This is a genomic window from Neobacillus soli NBRC 102451 (assembly GCF_001591665.1).
Lineage (GTDB): Bacteria > Bacillota > Bacilli > Bacillales > Cytobacillaceae > Neobacillus > Neobacillus soli.
The window spans coordinates 1-16,741 of the sequence record NZ_BCVI01000088.1 but is presented as its reverse complement, the minus strand read 5'-3'; the positions used below and the strand labels follow the sequence as shown (position 1 = coordinate 16,741).

Annotated in this window: 14 protein-coding genes; 7 read left to right on the top strand and 7 right to left on the bottom strand. The window is 40.7% G+C overall.

Features of this window, described 5'->3' with window-relative positions:
• Window positions 1-68 precede the first annotated feature (68 nt).
• The 7 genes from rsmG to rpmH form a co-directional block, all read right to left on the bottom strand.
• On the bottom strand, window positions 69-785 hold the full coding sequence (gene rsmG / locus BSO02S_RS24635; protein ID WP_066074224.1) for a 16S rRNA (guanine(527)-N(7))-methyltransferase RsmG: 717 nt from the start codon (window positions 783-785) through the stop codon (window positions 69-71).
• 60 nt (window positions 786-845) lie between these two features.
• Window positions 846-2,735, bottom strand: a complete 1,890-nt coding sequence (mnmG, locus tag BSO02S_RS24630; protein ID WP_066074221.1) for a tRNA uridine-5-carboxymethylaminomethyl(34) synthesis enzyme MnmG — start codon at window positions 2,733-2,735, stop codon at window positions 846-848.
• Between the two features lie 43 nt (window positions 2,736-2,778).
• Window positions 2,779-4,164: a tRNA uridine-5-carboxymethylaminomethyl(34) synthesis GTPase MnmE gene (gene mnmE / locus BSO02S_RS24625; RefSeq protein ID WP_066074218.1), complete on the bottom strand. Its 1,386-nt coding sequence runs from the start codon at window positions 4,162-4,164 to the stop codon at window positions 2,779-2,781.
• 429 nt (window positions 4,165-4,593) lie between these two features.
• Window positions 4,594-5,217 (bottom strand): RNA-binding cell elongation regulator Jag/EloR, encoded by a 624-nt coding sequence (gene jag, locus BSO02S_RS24620; protein WP_066074215.1) that lies wholly within the window; start codon window positions 5,215-5,217, stop codon window positions 4,594-4,596.
• Window positions 5,214-5,990, bottom strand: a complete 777-nt coding sequence (gene spoIIIJ, locus BSO02S_RS24615; RefSeq protein WP_066074211.1) for a YidC family membrane integrase SpoIIIJ — start codon at window positions 5,988-5,990, stop codon at window positions 5,214-5,216. Before spoIIIJ ends, jag begins: the two co-directional genes overlap by 4 nt.
• Before the next feature lie 165 nt (window positions 5,991-6,155).
• Entirely contained in the window at window positions 6,156-6,497 is a 342-nt protein-coding gene (rnpA, locus tag BSO02S_RS24610) for a ribonuclease P protein component (protein WP_066074209.1), read from the bottom strand.
• A gap of 186 nt (window positions 6,498-6,683) precedes the next feature.
• The gene (rpmH, locus tag BSO02S_RS26715) at window positions 6,684-6,818 is read right to left on the bottom strand and encodes a 50S ribosomal protein L34 (protein ID WP_035446353.1); all 135 of its coding nucleotides are present in this window, start codon (window positions 6,816-6,818) and stop codon (window positions 6,684-6,686) included.
• A 749-nt stretch (window positions 6,819-7,567) separates the two neighbouring features.
• On the opposite strand from rpmH, the gene dnaA reads away from it, so the two are divergent.
• The 7 genes from dnaA to gyrA all read left to right on the top strand — a co-directional run bounded on the left by dnaA (window position 7,568) and on the right by gyrA (window position 16,589).
• Window positions 7,568-8,914: a chromosomal replication initiator protein DnaA gene (gene dnaA, locus BSO02S_RS24605; protein WP_066074206.1), complete on the top strand. Its 1,347-nt coding sequence runs from the start codon at window positions 7,568-7,570 to the stop codon at window positions 8,912-8,914.
• Between the two features lie 189 nt (window positions 8,915-9,103).
• Entirely contained in the window at window positions 9,104-10,240 is a 1,137-nt protein-coding gene (gene dnaN / locus BSO02S_RS24600) for a DNA polymerase III subunit beta (protein ID WP_066074203.1), read from the top strand.
• A gap of 140 nt (window positions 10,241-10,380) precedes the next feature.
• Complete coding sequence (gene yaaA / locus BSO02S_RS24595) at window positions 10,381-10,596, top strand: S4 domain-containing protein YaaA (protein WP_066074198.1); 216 nt, start codon at window positions 10,381-10,383, stop codon at window positions 10,594-10,596.
• A 29-nt stretch (window positions 10,597-10,625) separates the two neighbouring features.
• Window positions 10,626-11,741, top strand: coding sequence for a DNA replication/repair protein RecF (gene recF / locus BSO02S_RS24590; RefSeq protein ID WP_066074195.1), 1,116 nt, complete (start codon window positions 10,626-10,628; stop codon window positions 11,739-11,741).
• Window positions 11,742-11,782: 41 nt separating this feature from the next.
• Window positions 11,783-12,031 carry an extracellular matrix regulator RemB gene (gene remB / locus BSO02S_RS24585; RefSeq protein ID WP_066074191.1) on the top strand — a complete coding sequence of 83 codons (249 nt, stop codon included), beginning with the start codon at window positions 11,783-11,785 and terminating at the stop codon, window positions 12,029-12,031.
• A 74-nt stretch (window positions 12,032-12,105) separates the two neighbouring features.
• Window positions 12,106-14,028, top strand: coding sequence for a DNA topoisomerase (ATP-hydrolyzing) subunit B (gene gyrB, locus BSO02S_RS24580; RefSeq protein ID WP_066074188.1), 1,923 nt, complete (start codon window positions 12,106-12,108; stop codon window positions 14,026-14,028).
• Between the two features lie 23 nt (window positions 14,029-14,051).
• Complete coding sequence (gene gyrA, locus BSO02S_RS24575; RefSeq protein ID WP_066074185.1) at window positions 14,052-16,589, top strand: DNA gyrase subunit A; 2,538 nt, start codon at window positions 14,052-14,054, stop codon at window positions 16,587-16,589.
• Window positions 16,590-16,741 lie beyond the last annotated feature (152 nt).

The window sequence follows — 16,741 nt, the reverse complement described above, 5'->3', positions numbered from 1 at the left end:
TCCTTGTTTCCAATACTCAGTCAAAGCGCTCCAGTCCATACGCCGCGCAAAGGAAGCTTGCGTCTTTCTTATTCAATCGGTGTCTTTCCTGGTGTCCCGGGCTTCCGAGGATATTTCTTTGGCGTTAGTTTATCTTTTTTGATGATTAAAATATTTCGTTCGCTTTCTTCCATAGGAAGCGTAAAGGTGAACACTTCTTCCACCTTGCCGCCAAGCGTAGTAATCGCCTTTTGGCCCATTTCTAATTCATCATTGGCATGGGCTGCCTTCATGGCAATAAAATGCCCGCCTACTTTTACTAGCGGCAAACAAAGTTCACTCAACACAGACATCCTCGCGACGGCTCTTGCTGTTACGACATCAAAGCTTTCCCGATAGGCAGGATTGACCCCAAAGGTTTCGGCCCGGTCGTGAATAAAGTGGACATTTTCTAAATGTAACACGTTCGCCAGATGATTTAAAAACGAAATCCGCTTATTCAGTGAATCAACAATCGTCACCTGGATATCCGGAAAAACAATTTTTAATGGAATACTTGGGAACCCTGCACCGGCCCCTACATCACAAAGATGAAAGGGTTTTGTAAAATCAAAATGGAATGAAGCCGTAATTGAATCATAAAAATGCTTTAAATAAACGTCTTCCTTATCCGTGATTGCCGTTAAATTCATTTTTTCATTCCACTCAACCAGCGTCTCGTAGTACTTCTCAAACTGGTCAAGCTGCTGTTCGTTAAGGGAAATTCCCTTTTCCCGAAGACTTGCTTCAAATTGTTCAATAATCATTGGAAAATCTTCCTCACTTACTGTCAGGCGCAAGCACTTTGGCACTTCCGCCTATCTTTGTTATTCGTTAGACACTCTTGCAATCCGGCCTTGCTCTAAGTAAACAAGCAGGATGGAAATATCAGCTGGATTTACTCCGGATACTCGGGATGCCTGGGCAATAGATAACGGTTTGACCAGCTTTAGTCTTTGTCTGGCTTCTGTTGCAAGCCCTGAAACCTGATCATAATCAATATTCTCAGGAATTTTTTTATCTTCCATTTTCTTTAAGCGGTCGACCTGCTGCAGTGACTTGGCAATATAACCCTCATATTTTAATTGGATTTCTACTTGTTCCTTGGTTTCATCGTCTAAAGGCTTTTCACTTTTTGTCAGCTTTTCCAGCAATTCGTACGTCATTTCAGGCCTTTTTAACAGGTCGGAGGCACGAATCCCATCTTTTAATTCACTGCCGCCAATACTTTTAATCAGTTCTTGGACTTCAGCAGTGGGTTTAAGGAAAGTTGACGTTAATCGTTGTTTTTCTGCTTCAATGGCATCCCTTTTTACGACATACTTTTCGTAGCGGGCATCCCCAATCAATCCAATTTCATGGCCAACCTCGGTTAATCTTAGGTCCGCATTATCATGTCGCAAAAGAAGGCGGTATTCGGCTCTTGACGTTAGTAATCGATAGGGTTCACTTGTACCTTTAGTAATCAAATCATCAATTAAGACGCCAATATAAGCATCGGAGCGGCTTAAAACTAACTGCTCCCGGCCCAAGGCATTTAATCCAGCGTTGATCCCGGCCATTAACCCTTGACCCGCTGCTTCCTCATAGCCAGAGGTCCCGTTAATTTGCCCGGCTGTATATAAATTCTTGACGGTTTTTGTTTCAAGCGTCGGCCATAGCTGTGTTGGCACAATTGCATCATACTCAATCGCATATCCGGCTCGCATCATTTGCGCATTTTCCAGTCCGGGAACCGTTTTAATCAACTGCACCTGTACCTCTTCCGGTAAACTTGTCGACAGCCCTTGGACATAGACTTCTTTTGTATTCCGGCCTTCCGGCTCAAGGAAAATCTGATGGCGCGGCTTGTCATTAAAGCGAACTACTTTATCCTCAATCGATGGACAATACCTTGGTCCTGTCCCCTTAATCATCCCGGAATACATGGGTGAACGATGCAGGTTTTGATCAATTAATAGATGTGTTTGTTCGCTTGTATAGGTTAACCAGCATGGGAGCTGATCGGTAATGTATTTCGTTGTTTCATAGGAAAAAGCCCAAGCCTTGTCATCGCCAGGCTGGATTTCTGTTTTGCTGTAATCGATGGTATTGCTGTTGACTCTTGGCGGTGTCCCCGTTTTAAAACGCACCAATTCAAAGCCAAGTTCTTCTAAATGCTCAGATAACTTGATCGATGGCTGTTGGTTATTAGGACCGCTTGAATATTTCAATTCACCAAGGATAATTTCGCCGCGAAGGAAGGTACCAGTGGTAATAATAACTGTTTTTGCCCGGTAAACAGCGCCCGTCATGGCGACTACTCCTGTACAGATCCCGTCCTCGACGATTAACTGTTCGACCATCCCTTGGATTAATGTTAAATTGGGTTCTTCTTCAAGTGTCTTTTTCATTTCATGCTGGTAGGCAAATTTATCAGCCTGTGCTCTTAGGGCACGGACAGCTGGACCCTTACCAGTGTTCAGCATCCTCATTTGGATATACGTTTTGTCAATGTTTTTTGCCATTTCCCCGCCTAGGGCATCGATTTCACGAACGACAATCCCTTTCGCCGGTCCTCCTACAGATGGGTTACATGGCATAAAGGCCACCATATCGAGGTTAATGGTAATCATTACGGTTTTTGCACCAAGTCTGGCAGCTGCCAATCCTGCTTCACAGCCGGCATGACCCGCGCCAATAACAATGACATCAAAATTTCCTGCTTCGTATTGCATGTTGTTCCTCCTTTTCCGCCAAGTGCGGAAACGTAACTTTCATCTATTTACCTAGACAGAACTGAGAAAATAACTGGTCAATCAGGCTTTCATGGACACTGTCGCCAATGATTTCTCCAAGTAATTCCCATGTTCTTGTTAAATCAATTTGCACAATATCAATCGGAGTCCCCATCGACACCCCATCAAGTGCGTCTTCAATCGCTTGAAGGCTCATGTTTAGTAAGGCAATATGCCGGCTGTTTGAAACATAAGTGATATCGCCGCCTTCAATCGATCCCGCAAAGAATAAAGAGGCAATGGCTTCCTCCAGCTCATCAACACCACGATCTTCCAAAAGCGATGTTGTGACAATTTTATGTCCCTTTGCCAATTCGTTAACCCGCTCCATATCAATCTGTTTGGTCAGGTCCATTTTATTGACAATAACAATTGTATCCATCCCTTTAACAACCTCAAAAAGGCTTTCATCCTCTATCGTTAACAATTCAGCATAATTCAAAACAAGCAAAATCAAATCGGCTTCTTTTAAAACCTGACGGGAGCGCTCCACCCCGATTCGTTCGACGATATCCTCTGTTTCCCTAATTCCCGCTGTATCCAAAAGCCGGAGCGGGACCCCGCGAACATTCACATATTCTTCAATTACATCCCGGGTTGTCCCAGGAATATCGGTAACAATCGCCTTGTTTTCCTGAACCAGGCTATTTAATAACGAAGATTTCCCGACATTCGGACGGCCGACAATGGCAGTAGATAAACCTTCTCGTAAAATCTTCCCTTGCTCGGAAGTTTGCAGCAGCTTTTTTATCTCTTCACGAACAAAATGGGCCTTTTCCGCTAACATCTTATGGGTCATCTCTTCCACATCGTCATATTCCGGATAATCTATATTGACTTCGACATGGGCAAGAATCTCTAAGATTTCCTGTCTAAGTCTGCGAATAAGCTTTGATAACCGCCCATCCATTTGACCTAATGCCACATTCATGGCCCGGTCCGTCTTTGCCCTGATTAAATCCATGACCGCTTCAGCCTGGGATAAATCAATCCGTCCATTTAAAAAGGCACGTTTCGTAAATTCCCCGGGTTCCGCAAGTCTCGCACCGCTTTTTAATACCTGCTGCAACACTTTATTCACGGAAACAATACCGCCGTGGCAGTTTATTTCAACAACGTCCTCTTTTGTAAAAGTTTTCGGCCCTCTCATGACAGACACCATGACCTCTTCAATCACTTGACCGCTCTTAGGATCGAGGAGATGCCCATAATGAATAGTATGTGTCGCCTGCTCTGAAAGCCGTTTCCCGCTAATACCCTTAAAAAACTTGTCAGCAATTGGGATGGCATCATCACCGCTCAAACGGACAATCGCAATGGCACCCTCCCCCATTGGCGTCGAAATCGCTGCAATTGTGTCAAATTCCATTTTCCTCACCTCACAACTAAAAAATCCATCTATATAAAAATCAAGATTTTATCCAAAACACTAGAATACCACATCAATTTATGATAAAAAAGCAATCCTGCTTCAGCGCTAATTTATCCACAGTCTGAATATCTCCGTCTATTATTTTAACTTATCCACATGTGAATAACAATAAAACGTGGAATTGTTATCAACAGTTCCTTTCTTTTTCACCTTTTAACACAAGGCTCTGTTAAACTTAGCTGTTGATTTCCACTCCAGGCGCTTCGCGCACCTTAGGGCATGCCGGGGAGCCTCCTCGTCGCTTCGCGCCTTCCGTTTCAATCAACAGGGTGATAAAATCAACAATGACATTTAACAAAGCCTAACACAAAAAAAAGGACACCCTATTTATGATTAGGATGTCCTTTCTATTTTTTTCAATTAAGTTTATCGTTTCGCCGGTGTAATCACAATAAAACGATGCGGTTCAGCACCGTCAGAAAATGTTTTTATTCGTTTGTTCTCGGATAAAGCAGCGTGAATCACTTTACGCTCATAAGATGGCATTGGTTCTAGGGCCACATCTTTCCCCGACTTGGCAACTTTTAGCGCGAGGCGATGGGCTAATTGAATAAGGGTTTCACTTCTTCTTTTCCGATAATCCTCTGCATCCAAAATAACAGTTAAATATTGATTGGAAAAGCGATTAAGGACTAACTGAGTCAAATATTGAAGAGAATTTAGCGTTTGACCCCTTTTGCCAATCAAAAGAGCAATTTTTTCGCCAGTCAACAAAAAGTGCACATGTTTGCCCTCACGTTTTACTTCTATTTCCACTGGAGCCCCCATTTGCAAGCTTACTTGAGTAAGGAATTTCTTCGCCTCTTCAATAGGGTCAATGATGACCGTTACTTTCACAACAGCTGGGCGCGTTCCGAAAATGCCAAAGATCCCTTTTTTTCCTTCATCAATGATGTCTACGTCAGCACGGTCTTTCGTTGTCTTCAATTGAGCTAAAGCTGATTCTACTGCTTCTTCGACAGTTTGTCCTGTAGCAGTTACCTGTTTCACTTTTTTGCTCCTCCCGCATTACCGGCAGCTGAAACCTTTTTCAGATCCGGGCCTTTAATAAAATAGGTTTGCACTATCATGAAAGTATTTCCGACAACCCAATACAGTGAAAGAGCCGCTGGAAATTTAAAAGCAAAGAAGAAGATCATAATCGGCATCATCCACACCATCATCGCCATTTGTGGATTTTGCTGTTGTCCTGCCATCATAACCTTTTGCTGAATAAATGTAGTAATAGCTGCCAGAATTGGCAGGATATAAAACGGGTCTGGGTCTCCTAAATTAAACCACAAAAAGCTATCGTTGGCGATCTCCCTCGTTCTGGAAATCGCATGGTAAAAACCAATTAAAATAGGCATTTGAACAATTAGCGGCAAACAACCGGCCATCGGATTGGCCCCATGTTTTGAAAAGAGTGCCATTGTTTCCTGCTGCAGCTTTTGCTGTGTCTTTTGATCTTTCGAGCTGTACTTCTTTTTCAGCTCGGCCATTTCTGGCTGAAGTGCCTGCATCGCCTTAGAGCTTTTCGTCTGCTTGATCATTAATGGTAATAGAACAAGGCGAATTAGTATCGTGACAAAAATAATCGATAAACCAAAGCTGCCCCAAAGCAAATGCGCTCCTTCTTTAATTAACCAAGATAAAGGATAGACAATGTACTCATTCCAAAAGCCTGTACTATTCGAATTAATCGGCTTCTTAATCTCACTACATCCCGCCAGGAGCACGAATACAGAAAGCATTCCGATTAAAAGTAAAATTCTCTTTTTCAACCAAATTTTCCCCCTTACAATAAAGATAGTTAATGTCTGTAGAACTTTTATGTAAAAAAATCTTTTCGATTATTATTTCAAAAGGTATTTTATCATTTTTTTTACTAAATTGTCTTCCTTGCAAAGCCATATTTTGACTAAAGTCTAACAATTATCGGCTCATAGCTATTTCTTTAAAACCTTCCCCACCTTTAGGACATGGGTCAAACTTTTCTTCACCTCAAAAAAATCCATTTCAGCAGCAGGCTTCCTGGCAATAATGATGTAATCATTCCCTGGGGCAAGCTGTCCATTAAGCTCAAGAATGGATTGTCTTAAATACCTTTTAATTTGGTTTCTCATCACCGCATTGCCAATCTTCTTGCTGACAGACAGACCGATCCTGAAAAAGTCCTGGCCTTCTTTTGTTAATGCATACACAACAAACTGTCTATTCGCAAATGAACGACCATGTTGAAATGCCGCTTGAAACTCTTTATTTTTTTTAACACGTAACTCTCTTTTCATAAAAAACACCTTCAGTTTGGGAAAAGGGGCGGAGCGTCGCAAGAACGAAGCTGCTTTATTCATTCCGAGCAAAAAAGTAATTTTTTACTTTGAATAAGTGAAGCCCAGCTCTGCTCACACCACCTTTATTTAGTTTACTGCCTATTGGTCTTTATTAGAAAAAAAGACCACTGACTTTTCAGTGGTCTATGCTGATAATACTTTTCTTCCTTTAAGACGGCGGCGCGCTAGAACCTTACGTCCATTGGCTGAGCTCATACGACTGCGGAAACCGTGAACTTTACTATGTTTACGACTATTTGGTTGATATGTTCTTTTCATTATATGACACCTCCCTGAGGATTTGTTCTCAATTTAAACTTCATTGACAGTCTAACCTATTATAAAGACGTTAGCATAAAATTGTCAACTACTCACTCATTATTATTCCCTATTTCCAATTATTTACGAACATGATTTAGTTACTTTCCAGAAATTCTAAACCAATAGGGGCTCGTCCGATCCTTAGATTTTAAAAATTATGCAGCACTCAGGGTTTACGCTTTTCTTTTGCCTGTGGATAAATTTTCGACATTTTTCTACACTCCCCACAAGATATTGACAGCTTTTACACAATCTATCTACTTGTGGACAATTCCCATGCACATAATGTTATTGTTGTGGATAAACTACGAAAGGGCATTGCACACCAAGCAATTATTTGATATTATATTTGTGTTTTCACTCTGAATAACTTCATTTCGAAAATACCTTATCCACAAACTGTGGATAACATGTGGATAGTTTATTCTAGCACTCTGTAAAAACTTGTCCACAAGGAGTGGATATTGTCGAAACTCCACATTATTTCCCTATTATATATTTTCCACAACCACCGTTTCGTATATTTATACATTCATAGGTTGTACCGCCAGTATAAACCTTATTTTTCACGGAACATTAGTCCAATAAATTACCCGGTTGCGAAAAAATACTCCATCATAAAAGAATATTTTTTGGAGATAGACAGTAAATAATGCAAGTGCCAGTAAATAATAAATTAAGAAAAAAACAAAAAGGAGGGATACTAGTTGGAAAATATTGCTGATCTTTGGCATGCTGCATTAGCCAAAATTGAGAAAAAGATAAGCAAGCCTAGCTTTGATACATGGCTTAAGTCCACAAAGGCCCACTCCCTTCAAGGTGATTTGCTTGTCATAACTGCTCCTAATGAATTTGCACGCGATTGGCTGGAAGAGCGCTATTCTCAGTTAATTTCCGGTATTCTCTATGAAATTACTGGGGAAGAGCTTTCTGTAAAGTTTATTATTCCGCAAAATCAAAACGATGCCGACAATGATGTCAACCTGCCGCCGAAAAAGTTTAAAAGGGATGATGACCATGGTGAATTCCCTCAAGGCATTTTGAATCAGAAATATACATTTGATACGTTCGTTATTGGTTCGGGCAACCGTTTTGCCCATGCCGCATCCCTAGCCGTTGCCGAAGCACCGGCAAAAGCCTATAATCCCCTCTTTATCTACGGGGGCGTTGGATTAGGAAAAACGCACTTAATGCACGCCATTGGACATTATGTCTTAGATCATAACCCTGCAGCTAAGGTTGTTTATTTATCCTCTGAAAAGTTTACAAATGAGTTTATTAACTCGATTCGTGACAATAAAGCAGAGAATTTCCGCAATAAATATCGAAATGTTGATATTTTACTTATAGATGATATTCAGTTTTTGGCTGGAAAAGAATCAACTCAGGAAGAATTTTTTCATACGTTTAATGCCCTTCATGAGGAAAGCAAACAAATAATCATCTCCAGCGACCGCCCGCCCAGAGAAATTCCGACATTGGAGGACCGGCTCCGCTCACGTTTTGAATGGGGATTGATTACTGATATCACCCCTCCGGATTTGGAAACAAGAATCGCCATTCTTCGTAAAAAAGCCAGGGCGGAAGGCTTGGATATACCAAACGAAGTAATGCTGTATATCGCCAATCAAATTGATACAAACATCAGGGAACTCGAAGGTGCACTTATTCGCGTTGTTGCCTATTCTTCGTTAATTAATAAAGATATAAATGCTAATTTAGCGGCCGAGGCATTAAAGGATATTATTCCAAGTTCAAAGCCAAAAGTGATTACAATCCTTGAAATCCAAAAAACCGTGGGGGAACTTTTTAGTATTAAACTAGAAGACTTTAAAGCAAAGAAGCGGACAAAGTCTGTTGCTTTTCCACGGCAGATTGCTATGTACTTATCTCGTGAATTAACTGATTACTCTTTGCCTAAAATAGGAGAAGAGTTTGGCGGACGCGATCATACTACGGTGATTCATGCCCATGAAAAAATCTCTAAGCTGCTTCAGACCGATTCGCAGCTGCAAAGACAAATGAAAGAACTCCATGAACTATTAAAAATATAGTGTGTTAAATGTGCATAACTCTCTACCACTTGTACACAGTCTGTCCACATGTGGATAGGCTGTGTTTCCGTTGAAAATATCCAGTTATCCACATACTAACAGGCCCTACTAGTACTTCTACTAATTTTTTAAAAAATATTATTATATGTTATTGCTTTAAAAATATGCTTAAAACGGAGGATTCATGCCATGAAATTTATTATCCAACGGGACCGCTTAGTTCAAAGTGTTCAAGACGTAATGAAGGCTGTCACATCAAGAACAACGATCCCCATCCTAACTGGAATAAAAATTACTGCCACCGCGGAAGGTGTTACATTAACAGGAAGTGATTCTGATGTTTCGATTGAATCATTTATCCCAAAAGAGGATGCCGGAGATGAAATTGTTGAAATCAAACAACCTGGAGCCATCGTCCTTCAAGCAAAGTTCTTCAGTGAGATCGTCAGGAAACTCCCGACTGATTCAGTGGAAATTGAGGTTCTTGGGTCGCTTCAAACGGTTATTCGCTCGGGGAAATCAGAGTTTAATCTAAATGGCCTTGATGCCGAGGAATATCCACACCTCCCCCAGGTAGAAGAAAATAATAAATTTCATATTGAGACAGACCTTTTAAAAGCAATGATTAGACAAACCCATTTTGCCGTGTCCACCTCAGAAACACGCCCCATCTTGACAGGTGTAAACTGGAAGGTGGAAAACGGTGAGCTAATCTGTATTGCAACAGATAGCCATCGTCTGGCCCAAAGACAAGCAAGAATCCAAACGGAAAATAATGAAAGCTATAATGTCGTTATTCCTGGTAAGAGCTTAAATGAGTTAAGCAAAATTATTGATGACAGTCATGATTTAATTGATATTGTGATTACTGAAAATCAAATTTTATTCAAGGCGAAGCACTTATTATTCTTTTCAAGATTGTTGGAAGGAAACTATCCAGACACATCTAAACTGATTCCAAGCGAAAGTAAAACAGACGTGACGGTGAATACGAAAGAATTTTTACATGCGATTGATCGTGCCTCATTGCTAGCCAGAGAGGGAAGAAATAATGTCGTTAAGTTATCAACGATTGACGGAGGGGCCATTGAGATTTCATCGAACACTCCTGAGATTGGAAAAGTAGTTGAAGAGATTCAAAGCGGGGCCATTAACGGGGAAGATTTAAAGATTTCCTTTAGTGCCAAATATATGATGGATGCCCTAAAAGCGCTTGAAGGAACAGACGTAAGTGTCAGTTTTACGGGAGCGATGCGTCCTTTCGTCATTCGTCCCCTTCATGATGAAACGATTTTACAGCTCATTTTACCTGTAAGGACGTACTAAGTTTATACATGCCTTGTTCATATGCCGCCAGAATAATGGCGGTATTCTTTTTTAAAAGTATTTCTGTGAAATCTTTGTATCTAGGTGAATTATTTAGTAAAATAAAGTATTGAGACCATTTTAGAAATGAGGGTGACGATTTGCCTGAGGAAATAAAGCTGAACACGGAATTTATTACGTTAGGACAATTTTTGAAATTGGCCGAGGTAATTCAAACAGGTGGCATGGCAAAATGGTTTTTAAGTGAGCATAAGATCATCATAAATGGTGAACAAGATCAAAGAAGAGGAAGAAAGCTTCGCACCGGTGACAAAGTCCAAATTGCTGGTTTTGGGGAGTTTGTGATTACTGAGTAATTACCGGGTGGCTAAAGGATGCGTTTCCTATGTATATTGAAAAGTTAGCGCTAAAAAATTATCGAAATTATGAAGAGATATACGTAGAATTTGAAAATAAAGTGAATGTCATCTTGGGGGAGAACGCCCAAGGGAAAACAAATGTCATGGAATCGATTTACGTTTTAGCGATGGCCAAGTCCCATCGAACCTCCAATGACAAAGATCTTATTCGCTGGGATCAAGAGTATGCTAAAATAGAGGGTAGGGTTCAAAAGCAGCACAGCTCATTGCCGCTGCAACTAATTATCTCGAAAAAAGGGAAAAAAGCCAAATGCAACCATATTGAACAACAAAGGTTAAGTCAATATGTGGGTAATTTGAATGTAGTAATGTTTGCCCCTGAGGATCTAAACCTAGTTAAAGGCAGCCCGCAAGTCCGCAGACGATTTATCGATATGGAAATTGGACAGGTATCCCCTATTTATTTACATGATATGAGTCAATATCAAAAAATACTTCAGCAGCGCAATCACTTTTTAAAAATGATGCAGATCAAAAAGCAAACAGATCAGACGATGCTTGAGATTCTAACGGAGCAGTTTATTCAGATCGCCGTGAAGGTCGTGATGAAGCGGTTTGAGTTCTTAAGATTACTTGAGAATTGGGCAAAACCAATCCACCACGGAATTTCAAGGGGCAAGGAAGTGCTTGAAATTACTTATAAACCTTCTGTTGAGGTATTAGAAGAACAAGACTTGTCGAAGATGATAGCATCCTTTGAAGAAAAATTCAGCAAGGTTAGAACTAGAGAGATTGAGCGGGGTACCACCCTGTTTGGCCCACATCGCGACGATTTGTTATTCTTTGTCAACGGAAGAGATGTACAAACATTCGGATCTCAAGGACAGCAGCGAACCACGGCACTATCGGTTAAGTTAGCTGAAATTGAATTAATATATGCAGAAATTGGCGAGTATCCCATTTTACTGCTTGATGATGTGTTATCGGAGCTCGATGATTATCGGCAGTCCCATTTGCTTAATACCATCCAAGGAAAAGTGCAGACATTTGTGACAACCACAAGCGTCGATGGGATTGATCATCAAACATTAAAGGAGGCCTCAACCTTTGTCGTTGAAGCTGGAGTGATAAGAAAAGCGTAGGCGCTGGAGCTGGTCATTAACAAAGTCAATTGAGGTGGAACATGTATATTCATATCGGGGAAGATATTAATATTAGGGCAGAGGATATTGTCTTTATTTTGGATAAAGAGAGTGCAAAGAATTCTTCGCTTGTTGAAGAATTCATAGGCCGTCACAAAGAAAGGTTAATTAATTTGTCCAAAAACCCCTATAAGTCGGTCATTATTACATACGACAAAGTATACTTGTCCCCAATTGCCTCTGGAACCTTAAAGAAACGTTCAAACCAAATGAGTATTCATGAATTCTAAGATAAATTTATTGTTTTTAACAACGAAAATATAGATATATTTTTGTCAGAAGGTGCAGGTGAACAAGCTTGACTATGGAACAAAAAGCATTAGAGGAACAAGCATACGGTGCAGAACAAATTCAGGTTCTTGAAGGGCTTGAGGCTGTTCGAAAACGGCCTGGTATGTATATCGGATCAACAAGCGGCAAGGGTCTCCACCATCTTGTTTGGGAAATCGTGGACAACAGTATTGACGAAGCACTGGCTGGCTACTGTGATGAAATCAATGTCATTATTGAAGAGGATAACAGTATCACAGTAAAGGATAATGGCCGCGGTATCCCAGTAGGAATCCAAGAAAAAATGGGCAGACCGGCAGTTGAGGTAATCATGACTGTTCTACACGCAGGAGGTAAATTCGGCGGCGGCGGTTATAAAGTTTCAGGGGGGCTTCACGGCGTTGGTGCATCGGTTGTTAACGCCCTTTCAACTGAACTTGAAGTTTATGTCCACCTTGATGGTCAAATCCACTTGATAAAATTTGAACGTGGGGTAGTCGTCAAGGAATTAGAAGTTATCGGCACTACAGACAAAACAGGTACAGTGATTCATTTTAAACCAGATAGTGAGATTTTTACGGAGACATTAGTATACGAATATGACATATTGGCCACTCGTCTTCGTGAATTGGCCTTCCTTAACCGCGCCATAAAAATCACCATTGAAGATAAGCGCGAAGAAAATAAACGTAATGAATATTACTACGAAGGCGGAATTAAATCCTATGTTGAGCATTTAAACCGCACAAAAGAAGTGATTCATGATGAACCCATTTATATTGAGGGTGATCGTGACGGAATTAATGTGGAGGTCGCTCTCCAATACAACGAGGGTTATACTGATAGCCTTTACTCATTCGCAAACAATATCCATACCTATGAAGGCGGAACCCATGAATTTGGATTTAAAACCGCTTTAACAAGAGTAATCAACGACTATGCCCGGAAAAATGGGCTTATTAAAGAGGCTGATGCCAATCTTTCCGGTGAGGATGTTCGTGAAGGGATTACAGCCATAGTTTCCATCAAACACCCTAACCCGCAATTTGAAGGTCAAACAAAGACAAAGCTTGGAAACTCTGAGGTACGGACGATTACAGACGCTGTGTTTGCCAATCATTTTGAAAAGTTCCTTTTGGAGAATCCAGCGGTAGCCAAAAAGATTGTCGAAAAAGGCCTGATGGCGGCGAGAGCAAGGCTTGCTGCAAAGAAAGCAAGGGAATTAACACGCCGGAAGAGTGCCTTGGAGGTTTCTAGTTTACCAGGAAAATTAGCTGACTGTTCTTCCAAGGATCCTTCAGAAAGTGAAATATATATTGTTGAGGGTGACTCTGCCGGAGGTTCGGCAAAACAAGGCCGTGACCGCCATTTCCAAGCTATCCTGCCACTTCGGGGGAAAATTCTTAATGTCGAAAAAGCACGTCTAGATAGAATTCTTTCGAACAACGAAGTTAGGGCTATGATCACGGCAATTGGAACAGGAATCGGCGAAGATTTTGATCTTTCTAAAGCCCGTTATCATAAAATAGTCATAATGACGGATGCCGATGTTGATGGTGCTCATATTCGGACGCTCCTCTTAACGTTTTTTTACCGTTTTATGAGGAAAATTTTAGAGGCTGGTTATATATATATTGCTCAGCCGCCACTTTATAAAGTTCAACAAGGTAAACGAATTGAGTATGCCTATAATGACAAAGAACTTGAACGAATATTCGCCGAGCTGCCAAGCACACCAAAGCCCAATATCCAACGATATAAAGGTTTAGGTGAGATGAATCCTGACCAATTGTGGGAAACAACGATGGACCCTGCTCATAGGAGTATGCTTCAGGTTAGTCTTGATGATGCAATCGAAGCAGATGAGACCTTTGAGATGTTAATGGGTGAAAAAGTAGAACCACGTCGAAACTTTATCGAAGCAAATGCACAATATGTGAAAAATCTAGATATATAAAATGAGCGGAAGGAGGTCAAATTATGGCTGAAACACCTAATTCTAACGTACAAGAAATTAATATCAGTCAAGAGATGAAAACTTCTTTTCTTGACTATGCAATGAGTGTTATTGTTTCGCGTGCCCTTCCAGATGTTCGAGATGGGTTAAAACCAGTTCATCGCCGTATTCTTTATGCGATGCATGATCTTGGTATGCATTCAGACAAACCTTATAAAAAATCCGCTCGTATTGTTGGGGATGTAATCGGTAAGTATCACCCGCATGGTGATTCTGCCGTTTATGAAACGATGGTCCGGATGGCACAGGATTTCAACTATCGTTATATGCTTGTCGATGGCCACGGAAACTTCGGTTCTGTCGACGGTGATTCTGCAGCAGCCATGCGTTATACAGAATCTAGGATGTCCAAAATCTCTATGGAATTATTAAGAGATATAAACAAAGATACGATTGATTATCAAGATAACTATGATGGTGAGGAAAGAGAGCCTGTCGTTTTACCAGCAAGATTCCCTAATCTATTAGTTAATGGAACAACGGGTATTGCTGTTGGGATGGCCACAAATATTCCGCCGCACCAGCTTGGAGAAGTCATTGATGGCGTATTAGCGATTAGTCATGATCCTGAAATCACTACGCAAGAGCTAATGGAAATTATCCCCGGTCCGGATTTCCCAACTGGAGGAATCATTCTTGGCCGCAGTGGGATTCGTAAAGCCTACGAAACGGGCAGAGGATCGATAACTATCCGTGCCAAGGTAGAAATTCAACAAAAATCAAATGGTAAAGAAGTTATCATTGTCAATGAATTACCATATCAAGTGAATAAAGCGAGATTAGTTGAAAAGATTGCTGAATTAGCACGTGATAAAAAGATTGAAGGCATTACAGACCTTAGAGATGAATCCGACCGTAAAGGAATGCGGGTTGTCATTGAAGTTCGTAAAGATGCAAATGCCAATGTCCTTTTAAATAATTTATATAAACATACAGCATTGCAAACTAGTTTTGGAATTAATACACTAGCCCTTGTTAATGGGCATCCAAAGGTGTTGACTCTTAAACAATGCTTAGTCCATTACTTAGATCATCAAATAGTAGTTATTCGCAGGAGAACTGAATTTGAATTACGTAAAGCGGAAGCCCGGGCTCATATTTTAGATGGATTAAGAATTGCCTTGGATCATCTAGATGAAGTCATTAAGTTAATCCGCAGTTCGCAAACTACAGACATTGCCCGTGAAGGCTTAATGACTACTTTTAATCTTTCTGAAAAACAAGCCCAAGCTATCCTTGATATGCGTTTGCAGCGGTTAACAGGGTTGGAAAGAGAAAAGATTGAAGAGGAATATCAAAATCTTGTTAAGCTTATCGCAGAATTAAAAGCAATTTTAGCGGATGAAGAAAAGATTCTTGAAATTATCCGTGAGGAATTGCTTGAGCTTAAAGAACGTTTTAATGACAAGAGACGGACAGAAATTGTCACCGGCGGGATTGAAAATATTGAAGATGAAGATTTAATTCCACGAGAAAATATTGTTATTTCATTAACACATAATGGCTATGTTAAACGTCTCCCTGTGTCCACTTATCGTGCCCAAAGACGGGGCGGCCGAGGCATACAAGGAATGGGAACAAATGAGGATGACTTTGTTGAACACTTGATCACCACTTCCACCCATGACACGATTCTTTTCTTTACCAATAAAGGAAAGGTATATCGTTCAAAAGGGTATGAAATACCGGAATTCAGCCGCACGGCTAAAGGGATTCCGATTATTAATCTACTTGGAATTGAAAAGGGAGAATGGGTGAACGCGATCATTCCAGTGGAGGAATTTGTAGATGATTGGTCCTTGTTCTTTACAACAAGAGAAGGAATCTCAAAGCGATCACCATTAACATCGTTTGCTAATATCCGTAATAATGGTTTAATTGCCTTAAACTTACGTGAGGGTGACGAACTGATCTCTGTGCGTTTGACTGACGGCAGCAAACATATCATTATTGGTACGAAAAAGGGTATGCTTATCCGTTTCCCTGAAACAGATGTTAGATCAATGGGACGGACAGCTACAGGCGTAAAAGGTATTACGCTGGCTAGTGATGATGAAGTCGTTGGTATGGAAGTGTTAGAGGAAGATAACGATGTTCTGATCGTAACGAAGAATGGTTATGGTAAACGGACAACAGCAGTCGAATACCGGATCCAAGGCAGAGGCGGAAAAGGAATAAAAACCTGCCATGTCACGGATAAAAACGGTGACTTGGTTTCGATGAGAGCAGTAACCGGGATTGAAGACCTGATGCTTATTACCACCGGTGGCGTTCTAATCCGTATGGATGTCGCTAGTATTTCAAAAATGGGCCGAAACACACAAGGTGTTAAACTCATCAATATGAAAGAAAGCGAAAATGAATTTGTAGCAACAGTCGCCAAGGTAGAAAAGGAAGAAGAAGAAGAGGAAGAAGTAGTAAATGAAAATGGCAGTAATGATGCTAATGGGAATCCGCTTGAAGGAAATCCAGAAGTTGTCACGCCAGAAGATGAAGAGTAATTAGGGATTAAGGAGCATACTATGTGTGTTCCTTTTTTCATTTGAAAAATAACTAAGATGAATAAAGAAAAAAAAGAAGGGGAAACTGTTGACTTTAATTTTCAAGGATGGTATATTAATTAAGTCGCTTACGGGTGATGGTGAAATTGTCC

Bases quoted from the DNA above. Each gene is read 5' to 3' on its own strand.
- rsmG (WP_066074224.1), bottom strand. From the start codon at position 785: ATGATTATTGAACAATTTGAAGCAAGTCTTCGGGAAAAGGGAATTTCC.
- mnmG (WP_066074221.1), bottom strand. From the start codon at position 2,735: ATGCAATACGAAGCAGGAAATTTTGATGTCATTGTTATTGGCGCGGGT.
- mnmE (WP_066074218.1), bottom strand. From the start codon at position 4,164: ATGGAATTTGACACAATTGCAGCGATTTCGACGCCAATGGGGGAGGGT.
- rnpA (WP_066074209.1), bottom strand. From the start codon at position 6,497: ATGAAAAGAGAGTTACGTGTTAAAAAAAATAAAGAGTTTCAAGCGGCA.
- rpmH (WP_035446353.1), bottom strand. From the start codon at position 6,818: ATGAAAAGAACATATCAACCAAATAGTCGTAAACATAGTAAAGTTCAC.
- dnaN (WP_066074203.1), top strand. From the start codon at position 9,104: ATGAAATTTATTATCCAACGGGACCGCTTAGTTCAAAGTGTTCAAGAC.
- recF (WP_066074195.1), top strand. From the start codon at position 10,626: ATGTATATTGAAAAGTTAGCGCTAAAAAATTATCGAAATTATGAAGAG.
- remB (WP_066074191.1), top strand. From the start codon at position 11,783: ATGTATATTCATATCGGGGAAGATATTAATATTAGGGCAGAGGATATT.
- gyrB (WP_066074188.1), top strand. From the start codon at position 12,106: ATGGAACAAAAAGCATTAGAGGAACAAGCATACGGTGCAGAACAAATT.
- gyrA (WP_066074185.1), top strand. From the start codon at position 14,052: ATGGCTGAAACACCTAATTCTAACGTACAAGAAATTAATATCAGTCAA.